We start from the raw sequence: 20,499 nt of genomic DNA, 5'->3' as shown, positions 1-20,499 counted from the left end.
CGCTTGAAATTCAAACGCCTGCACTTAGAATCCTATGAATATCGTTTCACTGGCCATTTATTTCCCTTGCCCAGTTATAGATTGTGCCCGGAGACGGAGCGTCGTCACCGTGTTCTTCTTCGAGGATCGCGACAATCTTTGACCTTTTGGTTCCAACTTCTAACATGCGCTTTACTATCGGATAGAATTTAATGCGCGTCGGATGACGGTCTCGGGCGGCTTTACCGCCCAAAGAAGCGACATCGCTTTGCTTCATCGGCTCATTCGCGACGATGGTTTCTTCCTCCCGCAAGCTGGATGGCAAGTATTTGCGACACTTCTGATGGGCCTTCGCAAACGGAAGCCAAGGCGGCTCACGTTCCTGCCGAGCTGCAAATTCAAGCCAGGCTTGGGGGACTTCATCGTGCTCGATTTGTGCCTCTTTCATGAACCACTTGATCTGAGCAATGTCTGATTTTACAGCCTTGCGCCAACTATCGCGACGGTTTGGCCAAACTTCTCTGCCCGGAAGCCAAGGGCCGATACCACTGCTAGCGTGCTCCGGGGGTAAAACGCCAGCTATGAGGCACGCAGCTTCATGCGGCTTCCACGATGATAGTCTTAGCCAATCAAGTAGTGCATTGAGTTGCCGCGCCAGAAGTTCTGGATCAGGCTCCGGTTTCGGCCCCCACAGTTTCTCATCTTGTTCATTCATGCCTGATCTGCCTTTCGAGTTACATCAAGCGGAACTACGTTTCCGCCAAGGCCTAGAGCCGCACCAATCTCAGCGCCAATCATGTCCGCCGCACGCCGTTGCGGATCGGCAGCCAGATGAGCATAACGCTTGGTCGTGCTGGTCTGCGAATGGCCAAGTAGTCCACCGATTTGATGTAGAGACAATCCGGCACTTGCACCGACAGCGGCATTGGAATGGCGTAGATCGTGCAAGCGAGTGCCTTCAATACAGGCTTCACGACATACTGCACGCCACAGACGATTCACATCTGCTCTAGGTTTTTCATGTTTCGTTCCTGCCGAAGTCGATGCGATAACGTAGCGACCGATGCGTGGTATCGCATCCAGAACTGACAATGCCGCAGAACCTAGGACGATGACTTTCGCGCCAGTTTTGGAGTCTGGCAGGCGCAACATTCCGCGACCAAAATCAACGTGCCGCCATTCCAGATCAAGAATTTCACGCACGCGGGCACCAGTCAGCAGGAGCAGTCTAATTGCCGCAACTGTGTGGGTATCAAACTGTGCGACGCGCTTATCAGGTGCAGGTAGATGCTTTGAAGCTGGACCATTTGTCTTGATCTGCCACGGCAAGCCCTCCGTCTCCGCACGACTGAGAGCATCACCTAGTCTCTGCATTTCTTCCGTGGATAAGAACCGTTCCCGGCCCTTCTCCTTGAAGGCTTCAACACCAATGGCGGGGTTCGAGGTGCCTTCTGGCAACAACGCCAGATCAATCGCCCAAGAGAACATTGCCTTGAGAACTGCCAACGCCCGATTGGCGATGATCGGGCCGCCTCTTGTCTTAGTGGAAGCGGTTCGCTTCGCGCTCGGCTTCTTCGCTGATGTGGTTTTTATGGCGATTGCACTGTGCAGCTTCGCAACATCGCTGCGGGTAAGCGTTGCCGCCTTGCGGGAGCCGATAGCGGGCAGAATGTGTGTGTCCAATACCGCCCTATATAGCTTGGCGGTCGTTACTTTGCGTTTAGGTTCTACATGACGCGAAAGCCATGCGTCGGCGATCTCGGCGACGGTATCGGCGGCTCTCGCGTCGGCTCTCTCAGCTGCCGGGTCCGCTCCGAGGCGAACCTTCGCCAGCATGTCTTTGGCCATCGCCCGGGCTTGCTCAGGTGTCACCGTCTCAGGATTCCCAATGACAACCCGCTTCTTGGCTATTCCTCGTCCACCGGCACCGGGCCGATACTCTAAAATCCACGACCGCGAACCAGAGGGGCGCACAAGTAGCCCGAAGCCTTTCACGGTGTCGTCGTAGTAGACGACCGGCTTCCCAGGAGTGTCAATTGCCGCAACCGTGCGACGTGCGATCTTGATAACAGGCATTGCGCCCTCCATCCCATCGGTAGTGATCTGACAGCGGAATCGCCACCGAGTCGCCACCACGACTTGAAAGAGATAGATAAGCAATCCGATCCAATATGCAAATATGAAAATTAAAACAGTAGGTTATTGAAACTACGTGAAACCGTTTGAAAGTCTGTGAAACCGGGTTTCTATAACTGTTAATCAATTGGTCGTAGGTTCGATCCCTACCGCCGGAGCCAAGATAAGCCCTCTAGGTCAATGACTTAGAGGGTTTTTCTTTTCCCGGAATCTCTCACGTAAGACTGAAAAACAAGGCGCATGCAAGGCTCGGCAGGTGGGCTCAGGCGGTCTGTGGAACCGGCGGCTTGCGCTTGGTGACAGCAAAGACAATTGCCAACCCAGCCCGCCCGCCGGAGAAGCCCGACTTGTCCAGCATACGCCTGATGAACAGATGCAATTCGTCCACCGACCGGTTGTCGGGGGTATTCCCGGGGATCACATCACCGACGGGGCGCCTCCAAACCGGCGCCTCAAGAAGGTCATCTGTACGGGTTCCTGGCCGAGCGGTCCGTCGACAAGGATTGCTGGTCCCTTCTGACCAGCAGTTCAATGGCGTCAGCAAGATGTTCCCTGGCGATATGGCGGTCGCCGCGGGCCACCCGGATGCGATGCGCTTCGATCATCACGTCAGCGTGGCGGCACCCTTCGGGTGGCTCGAATCTATAAGATGCCAATTCAATCCGAAGCCCGAGGGGGTCGCGGAAGTAAATCGAGTCCATGAACCCACGATCGACAGGCCCGGAATGGGCGACGCCACGAGCGTCGAGCCGCGCCGGAACCTGCCAGAATGTCGCCTGGCTGACGTTCAGCGCAAGGTGGTGCAGCGATCCGGTGTCCTCGGGTACGGCGCTCGGGTCGGGCTTGCGGTCCTCTTTTGTAAAGATAGTGATCAGGCGGCCATCACCGGGATCAAAGTATAGGTGTCCTTCGTTCGGGTTATCCAGGTTCGGTTGGTCGAAAACGAATGGCATTCCCAACACGCCCTCCCAGAAGTCAATCGAGGTTTGCCGGTCTGCTCCTATCAGGGTGATATGGTGAACACCTTGGGTTTGGATTTTCCGCAGGTCGTCGCTGTTGTCCATGTGTCCAGCTCCTCGGTGTCGTTTATGGCCAGCATAGATTGGCGGAGTTCGGGAACGAATAGCAGGCTTTGCCCGCAGAGGCGACCTGTGTCTCCCGGGAATGGATGAAATGGATGACCGTCATCACGGCTCCGCGGCCGACGAGAGTTACGAATTCAAAAAAAACAATTTGTATTTGTTTGGCAGCGCTCTATCGTCGTGCCAGATAGCTGAAGGCTGCATAAAGATGGCTCGGCAATCAAAAAAACAGATTTTCCATCGTGAAGATCCGACTGAATCTGGGAGGATATAATGTCGAAATCACTCAATCGCAGAAACTTTCTGCGTGGTTCCGCGCTTGCCGGTGCGGGCGCGCTTGCCACCCCTGCAATCGCGGATAACCACACTGTTACGCTGAAGATGCAGGCCGCCTGGGGCGGTGGTATCTGGCTTGAAAACGCGAATACGTTCTCCGAGCGCGTTGAAAAGATGAGCGGCGGCTCGCTCAAGATCGAAGTCCTTCCGGTGAACTCGGTCGTGAAAACCAGCCAGATGCAGGATGCTGTTCACCGCGGCGTGCTGGATGCGGCGCATTATGTGTGTGCGTACTGGTACAGTAAATCCAAGACCGCATCGCTGTTCGGCACCGGTCCGTGTTTCGGCTGGTCGAGCCAGGAAGTGCTCGGTTGGGTCTATCACGGCGGCGGCAAGGAACTGTTTGACGAGCTGATGGCCTCGTTGGGCCTGAACGTCGTGTCCTTCTTCAACTCACCGATGCCTGCGCAGCCACTCGGATGGTTCAACGAAGAAATCACCGATGCGTCGCAGATGAACGGCCTCAAGTACCGCACCGTCGGCCTTGCCGCTGACGTGCTGCTGGAAATGGGCATGTCGGTGGTCCAGCTGCCGGGCGGTGAAATCCAGCCGGCAATGAAATCGGGCCTGATCGACGCGGCCGAGTTCAACAACCCGACCTCGGACCGCGAGTTCGGCATGCAAGACGTCTCGAAGCACTATCATCTGGCCTCGTATCACCAGAGCCAGGAGTTCTTTGAGATCACGTTCAACAAGCAAAAGTTTGAAAGCCTTTCGCCCGAGCATCAGGCGATCATCGAAAACGCGTCGATGGCCGAAAACTCGAACTTCTACTGGAACAACACAACCCAGTACGCAAAGGACCTGCAAACGCTCCAGAACGAGCAGGGTGTGAATGTCTACCGCACTCCGGACAGCGTTCTGGCGGAGCAGCTCAAAGCGTGGGATGTCGTCATCGAACGTTTGTCGGCGGAAGATCCGTTCTTTGCCAAGGTGATCGACTCGCAGAAAGCCTACGCAAAAGAGGTCATGTACTACCTCGGTCTCAACCAGCCTGATTACCGTCTGGCCTATAAGCACTACTTCGGCTGATCACGGCCGACACAAGACATTTCGGGGGCCGCCAATGCGGCCCCCGTGCAGCCAGTGAAGGCATGCGGGGGACAAAACTGTGATCAAGGCAATTCATGCCATTGAGGGCCTGAGCCAATGGGTCGGCAAGGCTTTCGGTTGGTGCATTCTAATCCTGACTTTGTCGGTGTCCTATGAAGTGTTCGTGCGCTACGTGCTGAACCATCCGACTGTCTGGGCATTCGACATGATGGTGCAGATGTACGGGGCGCTGTTTCTGATGGCCGGGGCCTATGCGCTGGCGCAGGATGCGCATGTGCGCGGCGATGTGCTTTACCGGCTGTTCTCCGTGCGCTGGCAGGCACGGGTCGATTTTGTTCTCTACATACTCTTCTTCTTTCCCGGCATGTTCGCTCTGTTCTGGTACGGCTGGGAGATCGCTTCGGACAGCTGGCGCTACAAGGAAGTCAGCTGGAACAGCCCGGCGCGGATTCAGATCTACTTCTTCAAGACGCTGATACCTGTGGCGGGGATGCTGCTCATGATCCAGGGGGTGGCCGAGATGATGCGCTGCTGGCTGGCCATGCGGACCGGCCAATGGCTTCCGCGTATCGACGACGTGAAAGAAACCGAAGACATGCTGATGCACGTTCAGGAAGACCATCCTGAACTGTTCAGCAACGGCAGCAAGTAAAAGGCACAACAAGATGACCGATCCTCAAGTTGCAATTATGATGCTGTGCCTGTTCATCGTTCTGGTGCTGCTCGGCTTTCCGATCGCCTTCACGCTGCTCGCGATGGGCGTCGCCTTTGGCTATTACGCCTATTATCAGGGTGCGCCTGAAAGCATCGCCGACATCTTCAATAACAACATCTTCTACCTGCTGAACCAGAACACCTATTCCGTGATGGAGAACGACACGCTCGTCGCGATCCCGCTGTTTCTGTTCATGGGCTATGTGGTCGAGCGCGCCAATATCATCGACCGGCTGTTCTTTTCGCTCTACATGGCGGCACGCAATCTGCCGGGATCGCTGGCCATTGCGGCGCTGATGACCTGCGCGGTCTTTTCCACCGCGTCGGGTATCGTCGGAGCGGTGGTCACGCTGATGGGCTTGCTGGCCTATCCGGCGATGGCAAATGCCGGGTATCAGCGCAGCTTTGCCTCGGGTGTGATCTGTGCGGGCGGGACGCTGGGCATCCTGATTCCGCCGTCGATCATGCTGATTGTTTATGCCGCGATTGCCGAATTGTCGCCGCTGAGGCTTTATGCGGCGGCGGTCTTTCCGGGCCTGCTTCTGGCCGGGCTATACATCGTCTATGTGATTGTCCGGGTCAGTCTGAACCCGTCGCTGGCGCCCAAACCGAATTTGGAGGACGTGCCCCCCAAACGGCAGATCTATCTCGACCTGCTGGTGTCGTTCGTGCCTCTGACGGTTTTGATCATGCTTGTGCTGGGCTCGATCCTTGGCGGGCTCGCCACACCGGCAGAAGCCGCCGCGATGGGGGCCCTCGGAGGGCTGGTGCTGGCTGTGCTCTACCGCTCGCTGAGCTGGACCAAGGTCAAGGAGAGCGTGTTCCTGACCGCAAAGGCCACGGCGATGGTCTGCTGGCTTTTTGTCGGATCGTGGACCTTCGCCTCGGTTTTCTCCTATCTCGGCGGACATGACGTGATCGAAAACTGGTTCATCGCCATGAACCTGGAGCCCTGGCAGTTCCTGGTGCTTGCACAGCTGATCATCTTCCTGCTGGGCTGGCCGCTGGAATGGTCCGAAATCCTGATCATTTTCGTGCCGATCTTCCTTCCGATGCTCGAAACATTCGGCGTGAATCCGTATTTCTTCGCGATGCTGGTTGCGCTGAACCTGCAAACCTCGTTCCTGACCCCGCCCATGGCGATGTCGGCCTATTACCTCAAGGGGGTTTTGAAGAACCAGATCGAGCTGATGGAGATCTTCCGCGGCCTGATGCCTTACCTGGCGATCGTGGTCACCTGCATGGTGTTGATGTACCAGTTCCCGGGCATCGCTTTGTGGCTGCCTGATTACCTGTTCGGAGTTTGGGTGCCCTGATGAAAGGCGACCTGACCCTGATCCCTGCGGTGCAGGCGGCCGAAGCGATCCGCACCGGGCAATTGACGTCAGAGGCATATGTCAAGGCATGCCTCGAGCGGATCGATGCCAGCGAAGACACTGTGCGCGCATGGGCATGGCTGGACAAGGAGCACGCGCTGGAGCAGGCGCGCGAGGCGGACCGCATTCGTCGCGCGGGCTACGCCACAGGGGCTCTGCACGGCGTTCCGGTCGGGATCAAGGATATCGTCGACACGGCTGATATGCCGACCCAGCTTGGCTCTGCGATTTTCCAGAACCGTCAACCGGACAGCGCCGCCCGTCTGATCGAGAGGCTGCGCGACGCCGGCGCGGTGATCATGGGCAAGACAAAGACCACCGAACTGGCCTATCTGCACCCGACGGATACCACCAACCCGCACGCCCCCGACAGAACACCGGGCGGTTCCTCAAGCGGGTCGGCGGCAGCCGTTGCAGCGCGGCATGTCCCGCTGGCAGTTGGAACGCAGACCGGTGGCTCGGTCATTCGTCCGGCGTCCTTCTGCGGCACATACGGGTTCAAGCCGACGCGCGGTGTGATCTCTCGCAGCGGCGTTTACCAGACCTCCGGCGCGCTGGATCAGGTCGGCGTATTCGCCAACTCTCTGGAGGACGCGGCACTTCTGACCGAGGTGATCGGCTGTTATGATCAGACGGACCCGGCAAGCTTTGCCCGCCCGCGGCCATCGATGCTGGCGGGCGCGCAGGCCGAGGTTCCGGTGGAACCGGAAATCGCATGGTTCGACATGCCGTTTCACGACCGTTTGGACCCGGATGCCGCCGAGGGCCTCGAACAGGTGATCGCCGCGCTTGGTGACAGGGTCGAACGCTTTCCGACGGCTCCGCAGCTGGCGGGGCTCGCCGATGTTCACACGATCATCTACGACGTCGAAATCGCACAGAATATCGGCCCGCTGGCCGACACGCATGGCGACAGGGTGAGCCCGGAAATGAGGCAGGCCATTGCCCGGGGCCGGGCGATCAGCGCCGACCAGTATGAGGATGCGCTCGCCGTAAAGGCCTCGGCTGACGCATTCTTTGCCTCACATTTCAACGATTTCGATGCCATCATGGCCCCCTCGGCTTCGGGGCAGGCACTGCCGCTTTCTGCGGGCCAAACCGGTGATGCAGTCTATTGCAAGATCTGGACGCTTGCCGGTCTGCCCTGTCTGTCCCTGCCTCTTCTGGTTGGCGCGGAGGGGCTGCCGATCGGCGTACAACTGATAGGGGCCGTGGAACTGGACGACCGGCTTATGCGGACCGCAGCCTGGATGCAGAGATTTCTGGCAAGCGGAAACGAGGAAGGAGCGTGATCTGATGTCACGATTGACCAATATACTCACCGGCCTGTTTGGCCTTGGACTGATGGCGATATTCGTGCTGGGCCTGTCCCACAGCATTTCGACCGGGTTCGCCGGGTTCTGGGGCGGGTTTCCGTTCATGTGCATAGCCTTCTTCGTTATCGGGCTAGCCATTTACAATTTCTGGGAAGACGCAGTCCGGAAAGACGATTGATGACGTCGAAACCCGTTCTCTGGCTGCCGCGCAAGGTATCCGACGCCACAATCAAGCGCGCCAGCGCATCCTATGACGTGATCCTGAACGAGGCCGACACCCCAGGCACCCGCGACGAGATCATCGCCATGTCCGCGCGCGTCGATGCCATGATGCCCTGCCATTCCGAGCATTTCTCGGCCGAGGTTGTCGCCCGGCTCGATCCGCGTCTGAAGATCATCGCCAATCACTCGGTCGGGGTTGATCATTGCGACCTCGATGCGTTGCGGGCGCGCGGCATCGTGGTGACTAACACCCCGGATGTTCTGTCTGATGCCACCGCTGAACTGGCGATGCTTCTGATGCTGGGCGCCGCGCGTCACGCCGTCACGGGCGACCGTCTGGTGCGTACCGGCGCCTGGGACAGCTGGAGCCCGGCCTTCATGGTCGGCAAGCAGGTGACAGGCGCGCGGCTGGGCATTGTGGGCATGGGACGTGTCGGACGCGCCTTCGCCGAAAAAGCGCGCGGCTTCGATATGGAGATCCATTATTTCAACCGCACACCGCTGTCGCCGGAGCTCGAACAGGGCGCCATATACCACGAGACGATCGAAAGCCTGCTGCCGGTATCGGACTTCCTGTCGCTGCATTGCCCGGCCACGCCTGAGACGCTGGATCTCATGAATGCCGAGCGTTTCGCCTGCTTGCCCGATGGGGCGGTTCTTGTGAACTCCGCCCGCGGTGCGTTGGTCGATGAGGCCGCGCTTCTGGAGGCGATTGAAACGGGCAAGCTTGCCGCGGCGGGACTGGACTGTTTCAAGAACGAACCCGGTGGCAACCCTGCCTTTGCGCCCCATGAAAACATATTCATGCTGCCTCATATCGGCAGCGCCACGACCAAGACGCGCGATGCGATGGGGTTTCGTGCGCTGGATAACCTGGATGCGTTCTTTGCTGGAAAAACGCCGCGTGACGCGCTCTGACCCCGCAAGGCTGCATGGAAAAAAACAGGAGCCCGGTTGCACCGCGGCATGACTGTGGCGAGGGCGTCATCGCGCGGCGTCCGATCACCCGATGTTATCTGGATGAAGCGTCTCTCCTCCGACGTGTGACGCGCAAGCGGATTGTGCTGCCACAAAAGGCTGTGCACCGTCTTGTCCTCCCCTCCAAGTTGCACCACAAGGGATCAAAGCTCCAAGCAGAGGTGCTGCCCGATGTCCGGCCTGTTTGATTTTCTCACCAATCTGCCGCCCTATTCCGAAAATGACTTCACCATCCGGCGGCTCAATGCGCGGCACAAGCTGATCATCGCTCCGTTTCGGCCTCAGATCGAGGGCGCACGCGTGCTCGACATTGCCTGTCACGATGGCCGCTGGTCCTATGCCTTGGCCGCCGCCGGTGCGCGTGAGGTGATCGGGATTGAGGCACGTCAGGACCTGCTCGACCGGTTCGCGTCTTTCCCTGACACACCCTTCAAACGCAATATATCCTTGCGCCAGGGCGATTTGTTTGAGGCGCTTGAGACACTGACCGCCCACGGCGAAAATTTCGACGTGGTGGCGCTCTATGGCATTTTCTATCATGTGATGGATCATTTCCGCCTGCTCAAACTGATCCGTGCGCTCGGCCCTAGGATCATCATCGTCGACAGCGAATTCATCATGAATGACAACGCTATGATCCAGATCCTGAAGGAAGAGACGTCAAACCCGCTGAACGCCACCAGCGACACGGACGGGATTGCCCACACGGTCGTGGGTGTGCCGAGCCGCAAGGCGACGGAGTTCATGGCCGAAGCGCTGGGATATGAGACGACCTGGATCGATCAGGCGCTGATCCTGGATGACGAAGACCGCAAGGGGATGAAGGATTACTTCCGCGAGGGGCGCAAGGTGCGCGGCACCTGCGCGCTCACGCCGGTTCAGTAATTCCCGGCCACGTATTTCGCGATCGCCCCGCCGCGCGAATTCACGTCGAGCTTCTGATAGATCGCCTTGAGGTAATATTTCACGGTATTCTCGCTCAGCCCCAGCCGGGCGCTGATCTGGAAATTGGTCAGCCCATCCACCAGCAGCGCCAGAATCTCATGCTCGCGCCGGGTCAGCACATCGGCGTTTTCCGAGGTCAGCTTGCGCAGGATATCCGTGGGCACGATGGAATGGCCTTCGACCAGCTTGCCGAGGATCTTGGGCAGGCTGGTCAGGATCTGGCTCATCAGGCAGACCGAATTGGCCCCTGCCTTGATCGCCGTGCGGATGAAGGCAAACTCGGTCTCGTCGGCCACGACCACCACCATCACCTCAGGATGCGCCTTGCGCAGCTGCTCCAGCACCACGGTCAGGTCTCCGTCGCTTAACCGCACACCCAAGATCAGGATCGCCCTGCCCGTGGCCTGGCGCAGCATCTTGTCGAGGCTCTTGGTGTCCGTGGCAAACTCCGCGAGCCTCACCTCATCGATCTGCCCCACCAGCGAGCCGATGCCCTGACAGACGATCAACTGCCGGTCGGCAACAAAGACCTGGGGAAGGTCGGAGGCGGCTGTCTTGTCCATTTACGTGGGTCATTCCTCAAAGAGCGTCCCGCCATCTTACACCAGAATACGCCGCCCGCTATCCCTCGTATTGCGACATTTGCGGCACGGAAACCGATGATATTGCAAGATTTTTCAGTATGCATCCGCATGCCGAGACATTTGGGCAGGCTTGCGTCCCGAAAGGGTGGGTGCGCCCTACCCGTTCGTTGACAACATCCGTGAGCAGGGGTTCAGCGCCATTCACTCGGGCGTGTCGCAGGCCGGGCTTGCGGTCATATGGTCGTTCAAATTCTTATGGAGACGCCTCATGAACGGCTATCAGCATCTTTACATCCCCGGTCCCACCAATGTGCCGGAGCCTGTTCGTCAGGCAATGAACATCCCCATGGAGGACATGCGCGCGCCGGACTTTGGCGATTTTGTCACCGGCATCCTGACCGATCTGAAAAAGGCCTATCGCATGGAAAGCGGCCGGGTCTTTGTTTTCCCGTCCTCGGGCACGGGAGCCTGGGAATCGGCCATTCAGAACACGCTGAATGCGGGCGACAAGGTGCTGATGAGCCGCTTCGGGCAGTTTTCCCTGCTCTGGGTCGACATGGCCGAGCGGCTTGGGCTCGACGTGGAGCTGTGCGAGGTTGAATGGGGCAAGGGCGTTCCGGTCGAGGACTACAAGGCCAAGCTCGCCGCAGACGACAAGCATGAAATCAAGGCGGTGTTCTGCACCCAGAACGAAACCGCCACCGGTGTGACCTCCGACATCGCCGCCGTGCGCGCGGCCATGGACGAGGTCGGTCACCCGGCGATGCTCTTTGTCGATGGGGTCAGCTCGATCGCCTCGATCGAATTCGAGATGGATAAATGGGGCGTGGACCTTGCAGTCTCTGGCTCGCAAAAGGGCTTCATGCTCCCGGCGGGGCTTGGCCTGCTGGGCGTGTCCGAGAAGGCGCTGGAGGCCAACAAGGCGGTCAGCAATGCCGGCATGTCGCGCTGCTATTTCAGCTTTGAGGACATGATCAAGCTCAATGATACAGGCTATTTTCCTTACACCCCCGCCACCCAGCTTTTGCGCGGTCTGCGCTGCTCGCTTGATCTGATGCTGGAGGCGGGTATGGAAAGCATCTGGGCACGCCACAAGCGCCTGGCCGAGGGCGTCCGTGCCGCCGTGGACGCATGGGACGGCTGCGAACTGGTTGCGCGTGGGCCGGAATGGCATTCCGACACGGTCTCGGCCATCTACGCCCCCGAAGGCGTCGATGCCCGTGACGTGATTTCGGGCGCTTACTACAAATACCAGACCTCGCTTGGCACCGGCCTAAACAAGCTGATGGGCAAGGCATTCCGGATCGGCCATCTTGGCTCGCTCAACCCGGTGATGCTTTGCGGCGCGATCTCGGCCGCTGAAATGGCCCTGATCGATGCAGGGGCAAAAATCACGCCGGGCTCGGGTGTTGCGGCGGCGCAGGAGCACTACCGCGCTACCACCCCGTCCGGCGCGTAAGGGAGGCAAAGATGACCAGTATCCTCGTCACCCGCGCCTGGCCGAAAGAGGCCGAAGACCGCCTTCAGGCCGAAGGGCTCGGCGATGTCACTCTGCGCGACCCCGATACACCGATGTCCCATGACGAATGGATGGCGGCGGCGCAAACCTATGACGTGATCATGCCCACCGTCTCCGACAAGATCCCGGCCGGTTTCTATCCGGCAGCCAAGGGCAAGGTGCGCGTGATGGCCAATTACGGGGTGGGCTTCAACCATATCGATATCGATGCGGCCCGCGACAATGGTATTGCGGTCACCAACACGCCCGAAGTGCTGACCGATTGCACGGCAGACCTTGCCATGGGCCTGATGCTCGCCGCCGCGCGCCGCATCGGCGAGGGCGAGCGTGAAACCCGTGCGGGCAAATGGATCGGCTGGCGGCCGACCCATATGATCGGCAAGAAGGTGTCGGGCGCCACGCTTGGCATCATCGGCTTTGGCCGCATCGGTCAGGCCATGGCGCGCCGCGCGCATTACGGCTTTGGCATGAAGGTGGTGTTTCAGGACGCCTGGGCTGTGCCCGACGATATCAAGGCGGCCAATGGCAATGCCACGCAGTTGGGTTCCATGCAGGAGGTCGCGGCCAATTGCGATTTCCTGTCGCTGCACTGCCCCGGCGGGGCAGACACCTACAAGATGATCAACGCCTCGGTGTTTGACGCGATGCGCCCGGGCGCCATTCTGGTCAATTCCGCGCGCGGCGATGTGGTGGACGAAGACGCGCTTTTCGCCGCGCTCGACAGCGGCCATCTCGCCGCTGCCGGACTTGATGTCTATCACAACGAACCGGCGCTCGACCCGCGGTTTCTGCAGTATGAAAACCTCGTGCTCGCCCCGCATCTGGGCAGCGCGACCGACGGTACCCGCGCCGCGATGGGCCACCGCGCGATCGACAATCTCAAGGCGTTTCTCGCCGGGGATGCGCCGCAGGACTTGGTGACCTGACGACGTGGTTTAACCGCACATTAACCTTGATTGGATTGACTGGGGGCATGACACAAATCATGCCCCTTTCTGCCGAAGGTTGGTTTGCCAATCTGTTCTCTTCTCGTGCTGCCCGCGACGGCAAAGTGCTGCGCCGCGATCTGGATCATGTGGACCGTTACGTGGGCCGCGAGCGGTACTATGCCGAACTGGAACGGCGCGGATTTCATGCGGTAGAGAACGCGGGCCAGGTGGTCATTTTCTGCAATCAGGAACCGATCCGAATCACCCTCTGAGCAGGTGTTTTCTGCGCGCAGAAAACAGGCTCGAAAATGCGCGCATTTTCGATTTTCCCACATAAGTTTCCGATCATAAACATTTGTTTTTCTTGCGCTATTGCCGCAGCGCAGAAAGTATGCCTCGGCACTCGAACACCGCATTTCGGGTAGTCGCCCCCTACCCGTTCAGGCCCATTGCCCATCCCAAGGCCCGCTTCCTTACCCGTGGGAAAGTAGCGCAGGCGCACGCGTCGCGCGATGCTGGAGACAACGCAGATTCCAAGGGTAAGGACACCTCATGAGCTACACGCTTCACCCCCTCAAGAAACAACGCCTGCAACGCTCCGAGCTTGCAGTGCCCGGCTCCAACCCGTCGATGATCGACAAGGCTGCCGACTCGGATGTCGATTACATCTTCCTCGACCTCGAAGATGCCGTCGCCCCGCCGGAAAAGGTGCAGGCGCGCTCCAACATCATCCAGGCGCTGAACGACATCGACTGGAAAGCCAAGGGCAAGACCATGTCGATCCGCATCAACGGGCTGGATACCCATTACATGTATCGCGACGTGGTGGAGATCGTCGAACAGGCCGGTCAGCATCTCGACACGATCCTGGTGCCGAAAGTGGGCGTGCCTGCGGATCTTTACACCGTCGAGACGATGGTCAGCCAGATCGAAGAGGCCATGGGCTTCACCCACCAGATCGGCCTTGAGGCATTGATCGAAACCGCCCTCGGCATGGCCAATGTGGAGGCAATCGCCGCCACCCCGGGTCGCCTTGAGGCACTGCATTTCGGCGTGGCTGACTACGCCGCCTCGAACCGCGCCCGCACCGTGGTGATCGGCGGGCTCAACCCCGACTATCCCGGCGACCAGTGGCATTTCGCCCTGTCGCGCATGACCGTGGCCTGCCGTGCCTATGGCCTGCGCGCCATCGACGGCCCCTTCGGCGATTTCTCGGACCCCGACAGCTATATCCTCGCCGCAAAACGGGGGGCTGCTCTGGGCATCGAAGGCAAATGGGCCATCCACCCGTCGCAGATTGCCATGGCCAACGACGTCTTCTCGCCGCCCGAGGCCGAGGTGACCCGCGCCCGCCGCATCATCGAAGAACTGCGCAAGGCCGAGGCCGAAGGCAAAGGCGCCGCAAGCCTTGACGGCAAGATGATCGACGCCGCGTCCGAGCGTATGGCCAACAACGTCATCCAGGTGGCCGACGCCATCGCCGCCAAAGGGTAAGGAGCGTATCCCATGGATATCCACGAATATCAGGCCAAGGAACTGCTCAGCAGCTTTGGCGTCAACGTGCCGCGCGGCGGCATCGCCTATAGCCCCGAACAGGCCGTCTATCGCTGCTCGGAACTTTCGGGCGAGCGTTGGGTCGTCAAGGCCCAGATCCATTCCGGCGCGCGCGGCAAGGCGGGCGGCGTGCGGATCTGCTCCACCGAGGAAGAGGTGTCCGACGCCGCCTCATGGATGCTGGGCCGCAAGCTCATCACGCACCAGACCGGCCCGCAGGGCAAGCTGGTGAGCCGCCTCTATATCGAAGAGGCCACCAATATCGCGCAAGAGCTGTACCTGGCCTTCGTGATGGACCGCAAACTGGAGCGCGTGGTGGTTGTCGCCTCCGCCCAGGGCGGCATGGAGATCGAGGAAATCTCGGAAAAAGAGCCCGAAAGCATCGTGCGCTCGGTCGTTGATCCGGCGGTCGGTATGCAGGCCTTCCAGGCGCGCGAGATCGCTTTCTCCCTCGGGCTCGACGCTGCCCTGATCCCGCAGGCGGTCAAGACGATCACCGGCTGTTATCGGCTGATGGAGGAAAAAGACGCCAACATGGTCGAGATCAACCCGCTGGTCGTCACCGGATCGGGCGAGATCGTGGCGCTGGACGGTAAATTAAGTTTTGACGATAACGCCCTGTTCCGTCACCCGAAAATCTCGGAACTGCGCGACAAATCCCAGGAGGACCCGCGCGAGACCTATGCCGAGGATCGCGGTCTGAACTATATCGGCCTCGAAGGTGAAATCGGCTGTATCGTCAACGGCGCCGGCCTCGCCATGGCCACGCTCGACATGATCAAGCAATCCGGAGGAGAGCCTGCGAACTTCCTCGATGTGGGCGGCGGCGCTTCGCCGGAACGCGTGCTGATGTCCTTCAAGGCGGTGCTCAACGACAAAAACGTCGAGGCCGTGCTGGTCAACATCTTTGCGGGCATCAACCGCTGCGACTGGATCGCCGAAGGCGTCATCCGCGCCGTCAAGGAGCTTGAGCTTACCCTGCCTCTCGTGGTGCGCCTGTCGGGCACCAATGTCGAGGAAGGCCGCAAACTGCTTTCGGAAAGCGGGCTCAACATCGCAACCGCCGACACGCTTGCCGAAGCCGCCGAACTGGTGGTGGGCGCGTGGAAAGCCGCCAAGGCCAACTGAGGAGAGACCCATGGCTATTCTGATCGACAAAGACAGCAAGGTTCTGGTCACCGGCCTCACCGGACGGATCGGCAGCTTTCACGCCGAGGAAATGCGCGAATACGGCACCAATGTCGTGGGCGGCGTGACCCCCGGCAAGGGCGGCACCACCCATAACGGCCTGCCGGTATTCAACACCGTCAAAGGGGCCGTGGCCGAAACCGGGGCCGATATGGTCATCGCCTTCGTGCCGCCCCCCTTTGCCGCCGACAGCATCATGGAAGCGGCGGATGCGGGCATCAAGACCTGTGTCTGTATCGCTGACGGCATTCCGGCGCAGGACATGATCAAGGTCAAACGCTACATGCGCCGCTACAAGGAAGAAAAGCGGATGCGCCTGATCGGCCCGAACTGCGCCGGTATCATCACCCCCGGACAGGCCTTTGCGGGCCTCATGCCGCCGCATATCTATCTGCCGGGCCGTGTCGGCATCATCGGCCGCTCGGGCACGCTGGGCTACGAGGCCGCCTCCCAGATGAAAGAGGTGGGCATCGGTGTCTCCTCCTCCATCGGCATCGGCGGGGATCCGATCAACGGCTCCTCCTTCCGCGATATCCTAGAGCTCTTTGAAAACGACCCCGACACCGACGCCGTCGTGATGGTGGGCGAGATCGGCGGCCCGCAAGAGGCCGAAGCCGCCGCCTATATACGCGATCACATGAAAAAGCCGGTCGCGGCCTATATCGCGGGCCTGTCGGCGCCCAAGGGCCGCCGCATGGGCCATGCCGGGGCCATCGTGTCGGCCTTTGGCGAAAGCGCGCAGGAAAAGGTCGAGATCCTCTCCGAAGCGGGCGTGACGATCGTACCCACCCCCTCCTCTTTCGGACCGGTGGTGCAAAAGATGCTGGCCGCCTGAGCCATCGCATCCCCTGGACCCGGCAGGCTCTCCCTCCTGCCGGGTCTTCTTCTTGGCATGAGTATTCGATATCCCACGCCCGCAGACACGCGGAAACCTGCGCATCCGCGCACAAGGCTCTTGCAAGCGGCACCTTTTCCAAGCCTTGTGTCGTCAGTTCAGTCTTACCGGTGCGCCACGATGCAACGCCTTTGCCTTCTCGCCTGCCTTGCTCTTCTTGCCGCCTGTTCCGTCTCCGCCCCTCCGCCCCGCGCGACGGCCCTTGATGTGCCGCTCTATCCCAACGAGACGCCGCAAATCCGCGCGCTCGTCAATCAATACGCCGATCACTACGAGGTGCCCCGTCCGCTGGTGCACAAGGTCATCCTGCGCGAAAGCGACTATCGCCCCGAGGCGCGCAACGGCCCCTATTACGGGATGATGCAGATCCTGCCCGCCACCGCGCGCGGCATGGGCTTTTCCGGCGCGCCCGATGACCTTCTGGATGCCGAGACAAACCTGAAATGGGCGGTGAAATACCTCAAGGGCGCGTGGATGGTGTCAGACGGCGACATGGACGCCGCCGTCATGTGGTACGCGCGTGGATATTACTACCAGGCCAAGGACAGATGTCTGCTGGTGGAAACCGGGCTGAACACCCGGGAAACCGCCAAACACTGCCGGTGAAGCGCGGGCGACATCCGTAAATCGTGACTGTCGGCTTCGGGCCCTTGGCGGACATGTGATCTGTGTGCATTGCGCGGGCTCAAGGGCGAAGCCCGCCGCGCATCGCCGACGCGCCCCCACGCGGCGGCGATTGGGTTCAGCTTGGCGCATCACTCGCAATTCGGTCGGATGTGGCAGGGATAAAGTGCCCTGAATATCGGTTGGATCGCCCCCGCGCGCGTCGGCAATACGCGGCTCAGTGCCCGGAAAACCGAATGGCAGCAGGCCCAAAAGAGCCGACATCAAAAAGGGCGCGGCATCCCGACCGCGCCCTACATCTCTTGATCTCCGCCTCAGATATCCAGCGTGTGGTCCTTCTCCCACTGGCTGAAATGCGTCACGAAGCTGGTCCATTCCTGATGCTTCATCTTCAGGTAGGCGGCTGAAAACTCTTCGCCCAGCGACGCCTTCAGCTCCTTGTCCCTGTCAAAGAGACGCAGCGCATCCAGCATGTTCAGCGGCAGCTTGGGCGCGCCGCGCACCTTGTGACCTTCGGCATACATGTCGATGTCATACCGCTTGCCCGGATCGGCCTTTGAGCGGATGCCAGACAGGCCCGCCGCGATGATCACCGCCTGCAGCAGGTACGGGTTCACCGCGCCGTCCGGCAGGCGCAGCTCGAACCGCCCCGGCCCCGGCACGCGCACCATATGCGTGCGGTTGTTGCCGGTCCATGTCACCGTGTTGGGTGCCCAGGTGGCCCCCGACGTGGTGCGCGGCGCGTTGATCCGTTTGTAGCTGTTGACCGTCGGGTTTGTGATCGCCGCCAGGGCGCTGGCGTGTTTCATGATCCCGCCCAGGAAATGCGCGCCCTGCTCGGAAAGGCCGAGCTCTGCCGTCTGGCTGCCGCCGGTGGCTTCGGTCGCAAAGATATTGGTCTTGGCCTTATCCCCCGGCGCGTCCCAGACCGAGATATGCGCATGACATCCGTTGCCGGTCAGCCCCTCGACGGGTTTCGGCATGAAGGTCGCGCGGAAGCCGTGCTTTTCAGCGACGGATTTGGTCATGAACTTGAAGAAGCTGTGCTTGTCGGCGGTCTTGAGAGCGTCGTCAAATTCCCAGTTCATCTCGAACTGGCCATTGGCGTCCTCGTGGTCGTTCTGATACGGCCCCCAGCCCAGATCGAGCATGTAATCGCAGATCTCGCGCACCACGTCATAGCGCCGCATCACCGCCTGCTGGTCATAGCAGGGCTTCTCGGCGGTATCGAATTCGTCCGACAGGGCCGAGCCATCGGGGGTCAGAAGGAAATACTCCGCCTCGATGCCGGTTTTCACATGCATGCCTTCGCTTGCCGCCTCGTCGATCAGCCGCCGCAGCACGTTACGCGGGGCCTGGGCCACATCCGCGCCCTCCATCACCGGGTTGGAGGCAACCCAGGCCACTTCGGGCTTCCACGGCAGCTGAATGACCGAGCTCGGGTCCGGCACGGCCAGCATATCAGGATGCGCCGGCGTCATGTCGAGCCAGGTGGCGAAGCCCGCAAAACCCGCGCCGTCTTCCTGCATGTCGGCAATCGCCTGCGCGGGGACCAGCTTGGCGCGCTGCCCGCCGAAAAGGTCGGTGAAGGAAATCATGAAATACTTGACGCCGTTCTCCGCGGCGTAGGCGGCCAGATCGATGCTCATCTTGGTGTCGTCCTTTCCCTGTTGATCGCAAAATTAGGAAGGCGGTTGACCCGCCTTTCCTGTCGTCTTTGATGTCAGAATGTAGCGTTAGGCATGCCCGGATACCAGTTGGTTCCCGCCAAAGGCACCTGCGCCATGGCAGCGGCCTCCAGCGTCAGCGCGACAAGGTCCTCGGGCTCCAGGTTGTGCACGTGGTTCTTGCCGCAGGCACGCGCCAGCGTCTGTGCCTCCAGCGTCATCACCTTGAGGTAATTGCGCAGCCGCCGACCCGCTTCCACCGGGTCAAGCCGCGCGGCCAGTTCCGGGTCCTGGGTGCTGATCCCCGTCGGGTCGCGGCCCTCGTGCCAGTCGTCATAGGCCCCCGCCGTGGTGCCCAGCTTGTTGTACTCGGCCTCCCATTTCGGGTCATTGTCGCCCATGGCGATCATAGCCGCAGTGCCGATGCTGGCCGCATCCGCACCAAGCGCCAGCACCTTGGCCACATCCGCACCCGAGCGGATCCCGCCCGAGACAATCAGCTGCACCTTGCGATGCATGCCCTGATCCTGCAGGGCACGAACCGCCTCGCGGACGCAAGCCAGCGTCGGGATGCCCACATGCTCGATAAACACATCCTGCGTGGCCGCCGTGCCGCCCTGCATGCCGTCGATCACCACCACATCGGCCCCGGCTTTCACCGCCAGCGTCACGTCATAGTAAGGCCGGGTCGCGCCAACCTTCACATAAATCGGCTTTTCCCAATTGGTGATCTCGCGCAGCTCCAGGATCTTGATCTCAAGGTCATCCGGGCCGGTCCAGTCCGGGTGCCGACAGGCCGACCGCTGGTCGATCCCCTTGGGCAGGTTGCGCATCTCCGCCACGCGGTCACTGATCTTCTGACCCAGCAGCATACCGCCGCCGCCGGGCTTCGCGCCCTGCCCCACGACCACCTCAATGGCATCCGCCTTGCGCAGGTCATCTGGGTTCATCCCGTAGCGGCTTGGCAGGTACTGATAGACCAGTTTCGAGCTTTGCCCGCGCTCCTCCGGGGTCATCCCGCCATCGCCCGTGGTGGTCGACGTGCCTGCCGCCGACGCCCCGCGCCCCAGCGCCTCCTTGGCCGGGCCACTCAGCGCGCCAAAGCTCATCCCCGCGATGGTGATCGGGATGTCGATCTCGATCGGGTTCTTGGCATAGCGCGTGCCCAGCACCACGTTGGTGTCACACCGTTCGCGATAGCCTTCCAGCGGGTAACGGGACACCGACGCGCCCAGAAACACCAGATCGTCGAAATTCGGCACCCGCCGTTTCGCACCGCCGCCGCGAATGTCATAGATCCCCGTCGCTGCCGCGCGGCGGATCTCGGCATTCACCTCCGGTGTGAAGGTGGCCGACATGATCGGCAAGGTTTGCGGAATGTGCTTGTCATCTTTCGCCATGT

20 protein-coding genes are annotated in these 20,499 nt (G+C 60.4%); 14 read left to right on the top strand and 6 right to left on the bottom strand.

The window, feature by feature from the left end; all coding sequences use genetic code 11:
* Window positions 1–46 precede the first annotated feature (46 nt).
* From EI983_RS08385 to EI983_RS08370, 3 genes are all read right to left on the bottom strand, one after another.
* Window positions 47–694 (bottom strand): hypothetical protein, encoded by a 648-nt coding sequence (locus tag EI983_RS08385; RefSeq protein WP_157706924.1) that lies wholly within the window; start codon window positions 692–694, stop codon window positions 47–49.
* Window positions 691–2,139, bottom strand: coding sequence for a site-specific integrase (locus tag EI983_RS08380; protein WP_198389400.1), 1,449 nt, complete (start codon window positions 2,137–2,139; stop codon window positions 691–693). The genes EI983_RS08385 and EI983_RS08380 overlap by 4 nt, the downstream gene beginning before the upstream one ends.
* A gap of 437 nt (window positions 2,140–2,576) precedes the next feature.
* Window positions 2,577–3,161, bottom strand: coding sequence for a VOC family protein (locus EI983_RS08370; protein WP_157709026.1), 585 nt, complete (start codon window positions 3,159–3,161; stop codon window positions 2,577–2,579).
* Window positions 3,162–3,470: 309 nt separating this feature from the next.
* Here EI983_RS08370 and EI983_RS08365 point away from each other — a divergent pair, with 309 nt between their 5' ends.
* From EI983_RS08365 to EI983_RS08335, 7 genes are all read left to right on the top strand, one after another.
* The gene (locus EI983_RS08365) at window positions 3,471–4,565 is read left to right on the top strand and encodes a TRAP transporter substrate-binding protein (RefSeq protein ID WP_157706922.1); all 1,095 of its coding nucleotides are present in this window, start codon (window positions 3,471–3,473) and stop codon (window positions 4,563–4,565) included.
* A 79-nt stretch (window positions 4,566–4,644) separates the two neighbouring features.
* Entirely contained in the window at window positions 4,645–5,238 is a 594-nt protein-coding gene (locus tag EI983_RS08360) for a TRAP transporter small permease subunit (protein ID WP_157706921.1), read from the top strand.
* A gap of 13 nt (window positions 5,239–5,251) precedes the next feature.
* On the top strand, window positions 5,252–6,616 hold the full coding sequence (locus EI983_RS08355; RefSeq protein WP_157706920.1) for a TRAP transporter large permease: 1,365 nt from the start codon (window positions 5,252–5,254) through the stop codon (window positions 6,614–6,616).
* Window positions 6,616–7,968, top strand: coding sequence for an amidase (locus EI983_RS08350; RefSeq protein ID WP_157706919.1), 1,353 nt, complete (start codon window positions 6,616–6,618; stop codon window positions 7,966–7,968). Before EI983_RS08355 ends, EI983_RS08350 begins: the two co-directional genes overlap by 1 nt.
* A 4-nt stretch (window positions 7,969–7,972) precedes the next feature.
* Entirely contained in the window at window positions 7,973–8,170 is a 198-nt protein-coding gene (locus tag EI983_RS08345; protein WP_157706918.1) for a hypothetical protein, read from the top strand.
* Window positions 8,170–9,132: a 2-hydroxyacid dehydrogenase gene (locus EI983_RS08340; protein WP_157706917.1), complete on the top strand. Its 963-nt coding sequence runs from the start codon at window positions 8,170–8,172 to the stop codon at window positions 9,130–9,132. Before EI983_RS08345 ends, EI983_RS08340 begins: the two co-directional genes overlap by 1 nt.
* A 231-nt stretch (window positions 9,133–9,363) precedes the next feature.
* Window positions 9,364–10,077 carry a class I SAM-dependent methyltransferase gene (locus EI983_RS08335; RefSeq protein ID WP_157706916.1) on the top strand — a complete coding sequence of 238 codons (714 nt, stop codon included), beginning with the start codon at window positions 9,364–9,366 and terminating at the stop codon, window positions 10,075–10,077.
* On the opposite strand, the gene EI983_RS08330 is transcribed toward EI983_RS08335, so the two are convergent.
* Window positions 10,071–10,700 (bottom strand): LuxR family transcriptional regulator, encoded by a 630-nt coding sequence (locus tag EI983_RS08330; protein ID WP_157706915.1) that lies wholly within the window; start codon window positions 10,698–10,700, stop codon window positions 10,071–10,073. The genes EI983_RS08335 and EI983_RS08330 overlap by 7 nt on opposite strands.
* A gap of 289 nt (window positions 10,701–10,989) precedes the next feature.
* Between EI983_RS08330 and EI983_RS08325 the strand changes: the two genes are divergently transcribed.
* From EI983_RS08325 to EI983_RS08295, 7 genes are all read left to right on the top strand, one after another.
* The gene (locus EI983_RS08325) at window positions 10,990–12,180 is read left to right on the top strand and encodes an aminotransferase class V-fold PLP-dependent enzyme (RefSeq protein WP_157706914.1); all 1,191 of its coding nucleotides are present in this window, start codon (window positions 10,990–10,992) and stop codon (window positions 12,178–12,180) included.
* Window positions 12,181–12,191: 11 nt separating this feature from the next.
* Window positions 12,192–13,166 (top strand): 2-hydroxyacid dehydrogenase, encoded by a 975-nt coding sequence (locus EI983_RS08320; RefSeq protein WP_157706913.1) that lies wholly within the window; start codon window positions 12,192–12,194, stop codon window positions 13,164–13,166.
* A gap of 59 nt (window positions 13,167–13,225) precedes the next feature.
* Window positions 13,226–13,441 (top strand): N-(5'-phosphoribosyl)anthranilate isomerase, encoded by a 216-nt coding sequence (locus EI983_RS08315; protein ID WP_246162346.1) that lies wholly within the window; start codon window positions 13,226–13,228, stop codon window positions 13,439–13,441.
* Between the two features lie 280 nt (window positions 13,442–13,721).
* Window positions 13,722–14,663: an HpcH/HpaI aldolase/citrate lyase family protein gene (locus tag EI983_RS08310; protein WP_157706911.1), complete on the top strand. Its 942-nt coding sequence runs from the start codon at window positions 13,722–13,724 to the stop codon at window positions 14,661–14,663.
* Window positions 14,664–14,675: 12 nt separating this feature from the next.
* The gene (locus tag EI983_RS08305; protein ID WP_157706910.1) at window positions 14,676–15,851 is read left to right on the top strand and encodes a malate--CoA ligase subunit beta; all 1,176 of its coding nucleotides are present in this window, start codon (window positions 14,676–14,678) and stop codon (window positions 15,849–15,851) included.
* A 10-nt stretch (window positions 15,852–15,861) separates the two neighbouring features.
* Window positions 15,862–16,746 carry a succinate--CoA ligase subunit alpha gene (gene sucD, locus EI983_RS08300; protein ID WP_157706909.1) on the top strand — a complete coding sequence of 295 codons (885 nt, stop codon included), beginning with the start codon at window positions 15,862–15,864 and terminating at the stop codon, window positions 16,744–16,746.
* A 180-nt stretch (window positions 16,747–16,926) separates the two neighbouring features.
* Entirely contained in the window at window positions 16,927–17,412 is a 486-nt protein-coding gene (locus EI983_RS08295) for a lytic transglycosylase domain-containing protein (protein WP_157706908.1), read from the top strand.
* A gap of 332 nt (window positions 17,413–17,744) precedes the next feature.
* On the opposite strand, the gene glnT is transcribed toward EI983_RS08295, so the two are convergent.
* Window positions 17,745–19,079 (bottom strand): type III glutamate--ammonia ligase, encoded by a 1,335-nt coding sequence (glnT, locus tag EI983_RS08290; protein WP_157706907.1) that lies wholly within the window; start codon window positions 19,077–19,079, stop codon window positions 17,745–17,747.
* Window positions 19,080–19,153: 74 nt separating this feature from the next.
* Window positions 19,154–20,497 carry an FMN-binding glutamate synthase family protein gene (locus EI983_RS08285; RefSeq protein ID WP_157706906.1) on the bottom strand — a complete coding sequence of 448 codons (1,344 nt, stop codon included), beginning with the start codon at window positions 20,495–20,497 and terminating at the stop codon, window positions 19,154–19,156.
* Between the last annotated feature and the right edge of the window lie 2 nt (window positions 20,498–20,499).

The sequence above is a fragment of the Roseovarius faecimaris genome, from assembly GCF_009762325.1.
GTDB lineage: Bacteria > Pseudomonadota > Alphaproteobacteria > Rhodobacterales > Rhodobacteraceae > Roseovarius > Roseovarius faecimaris.
The sequence above is the reverse complement of the archived record's forward strand: the minus strand, read 5'-3'. Positions and strand labels throughout refer to the sequence as shown.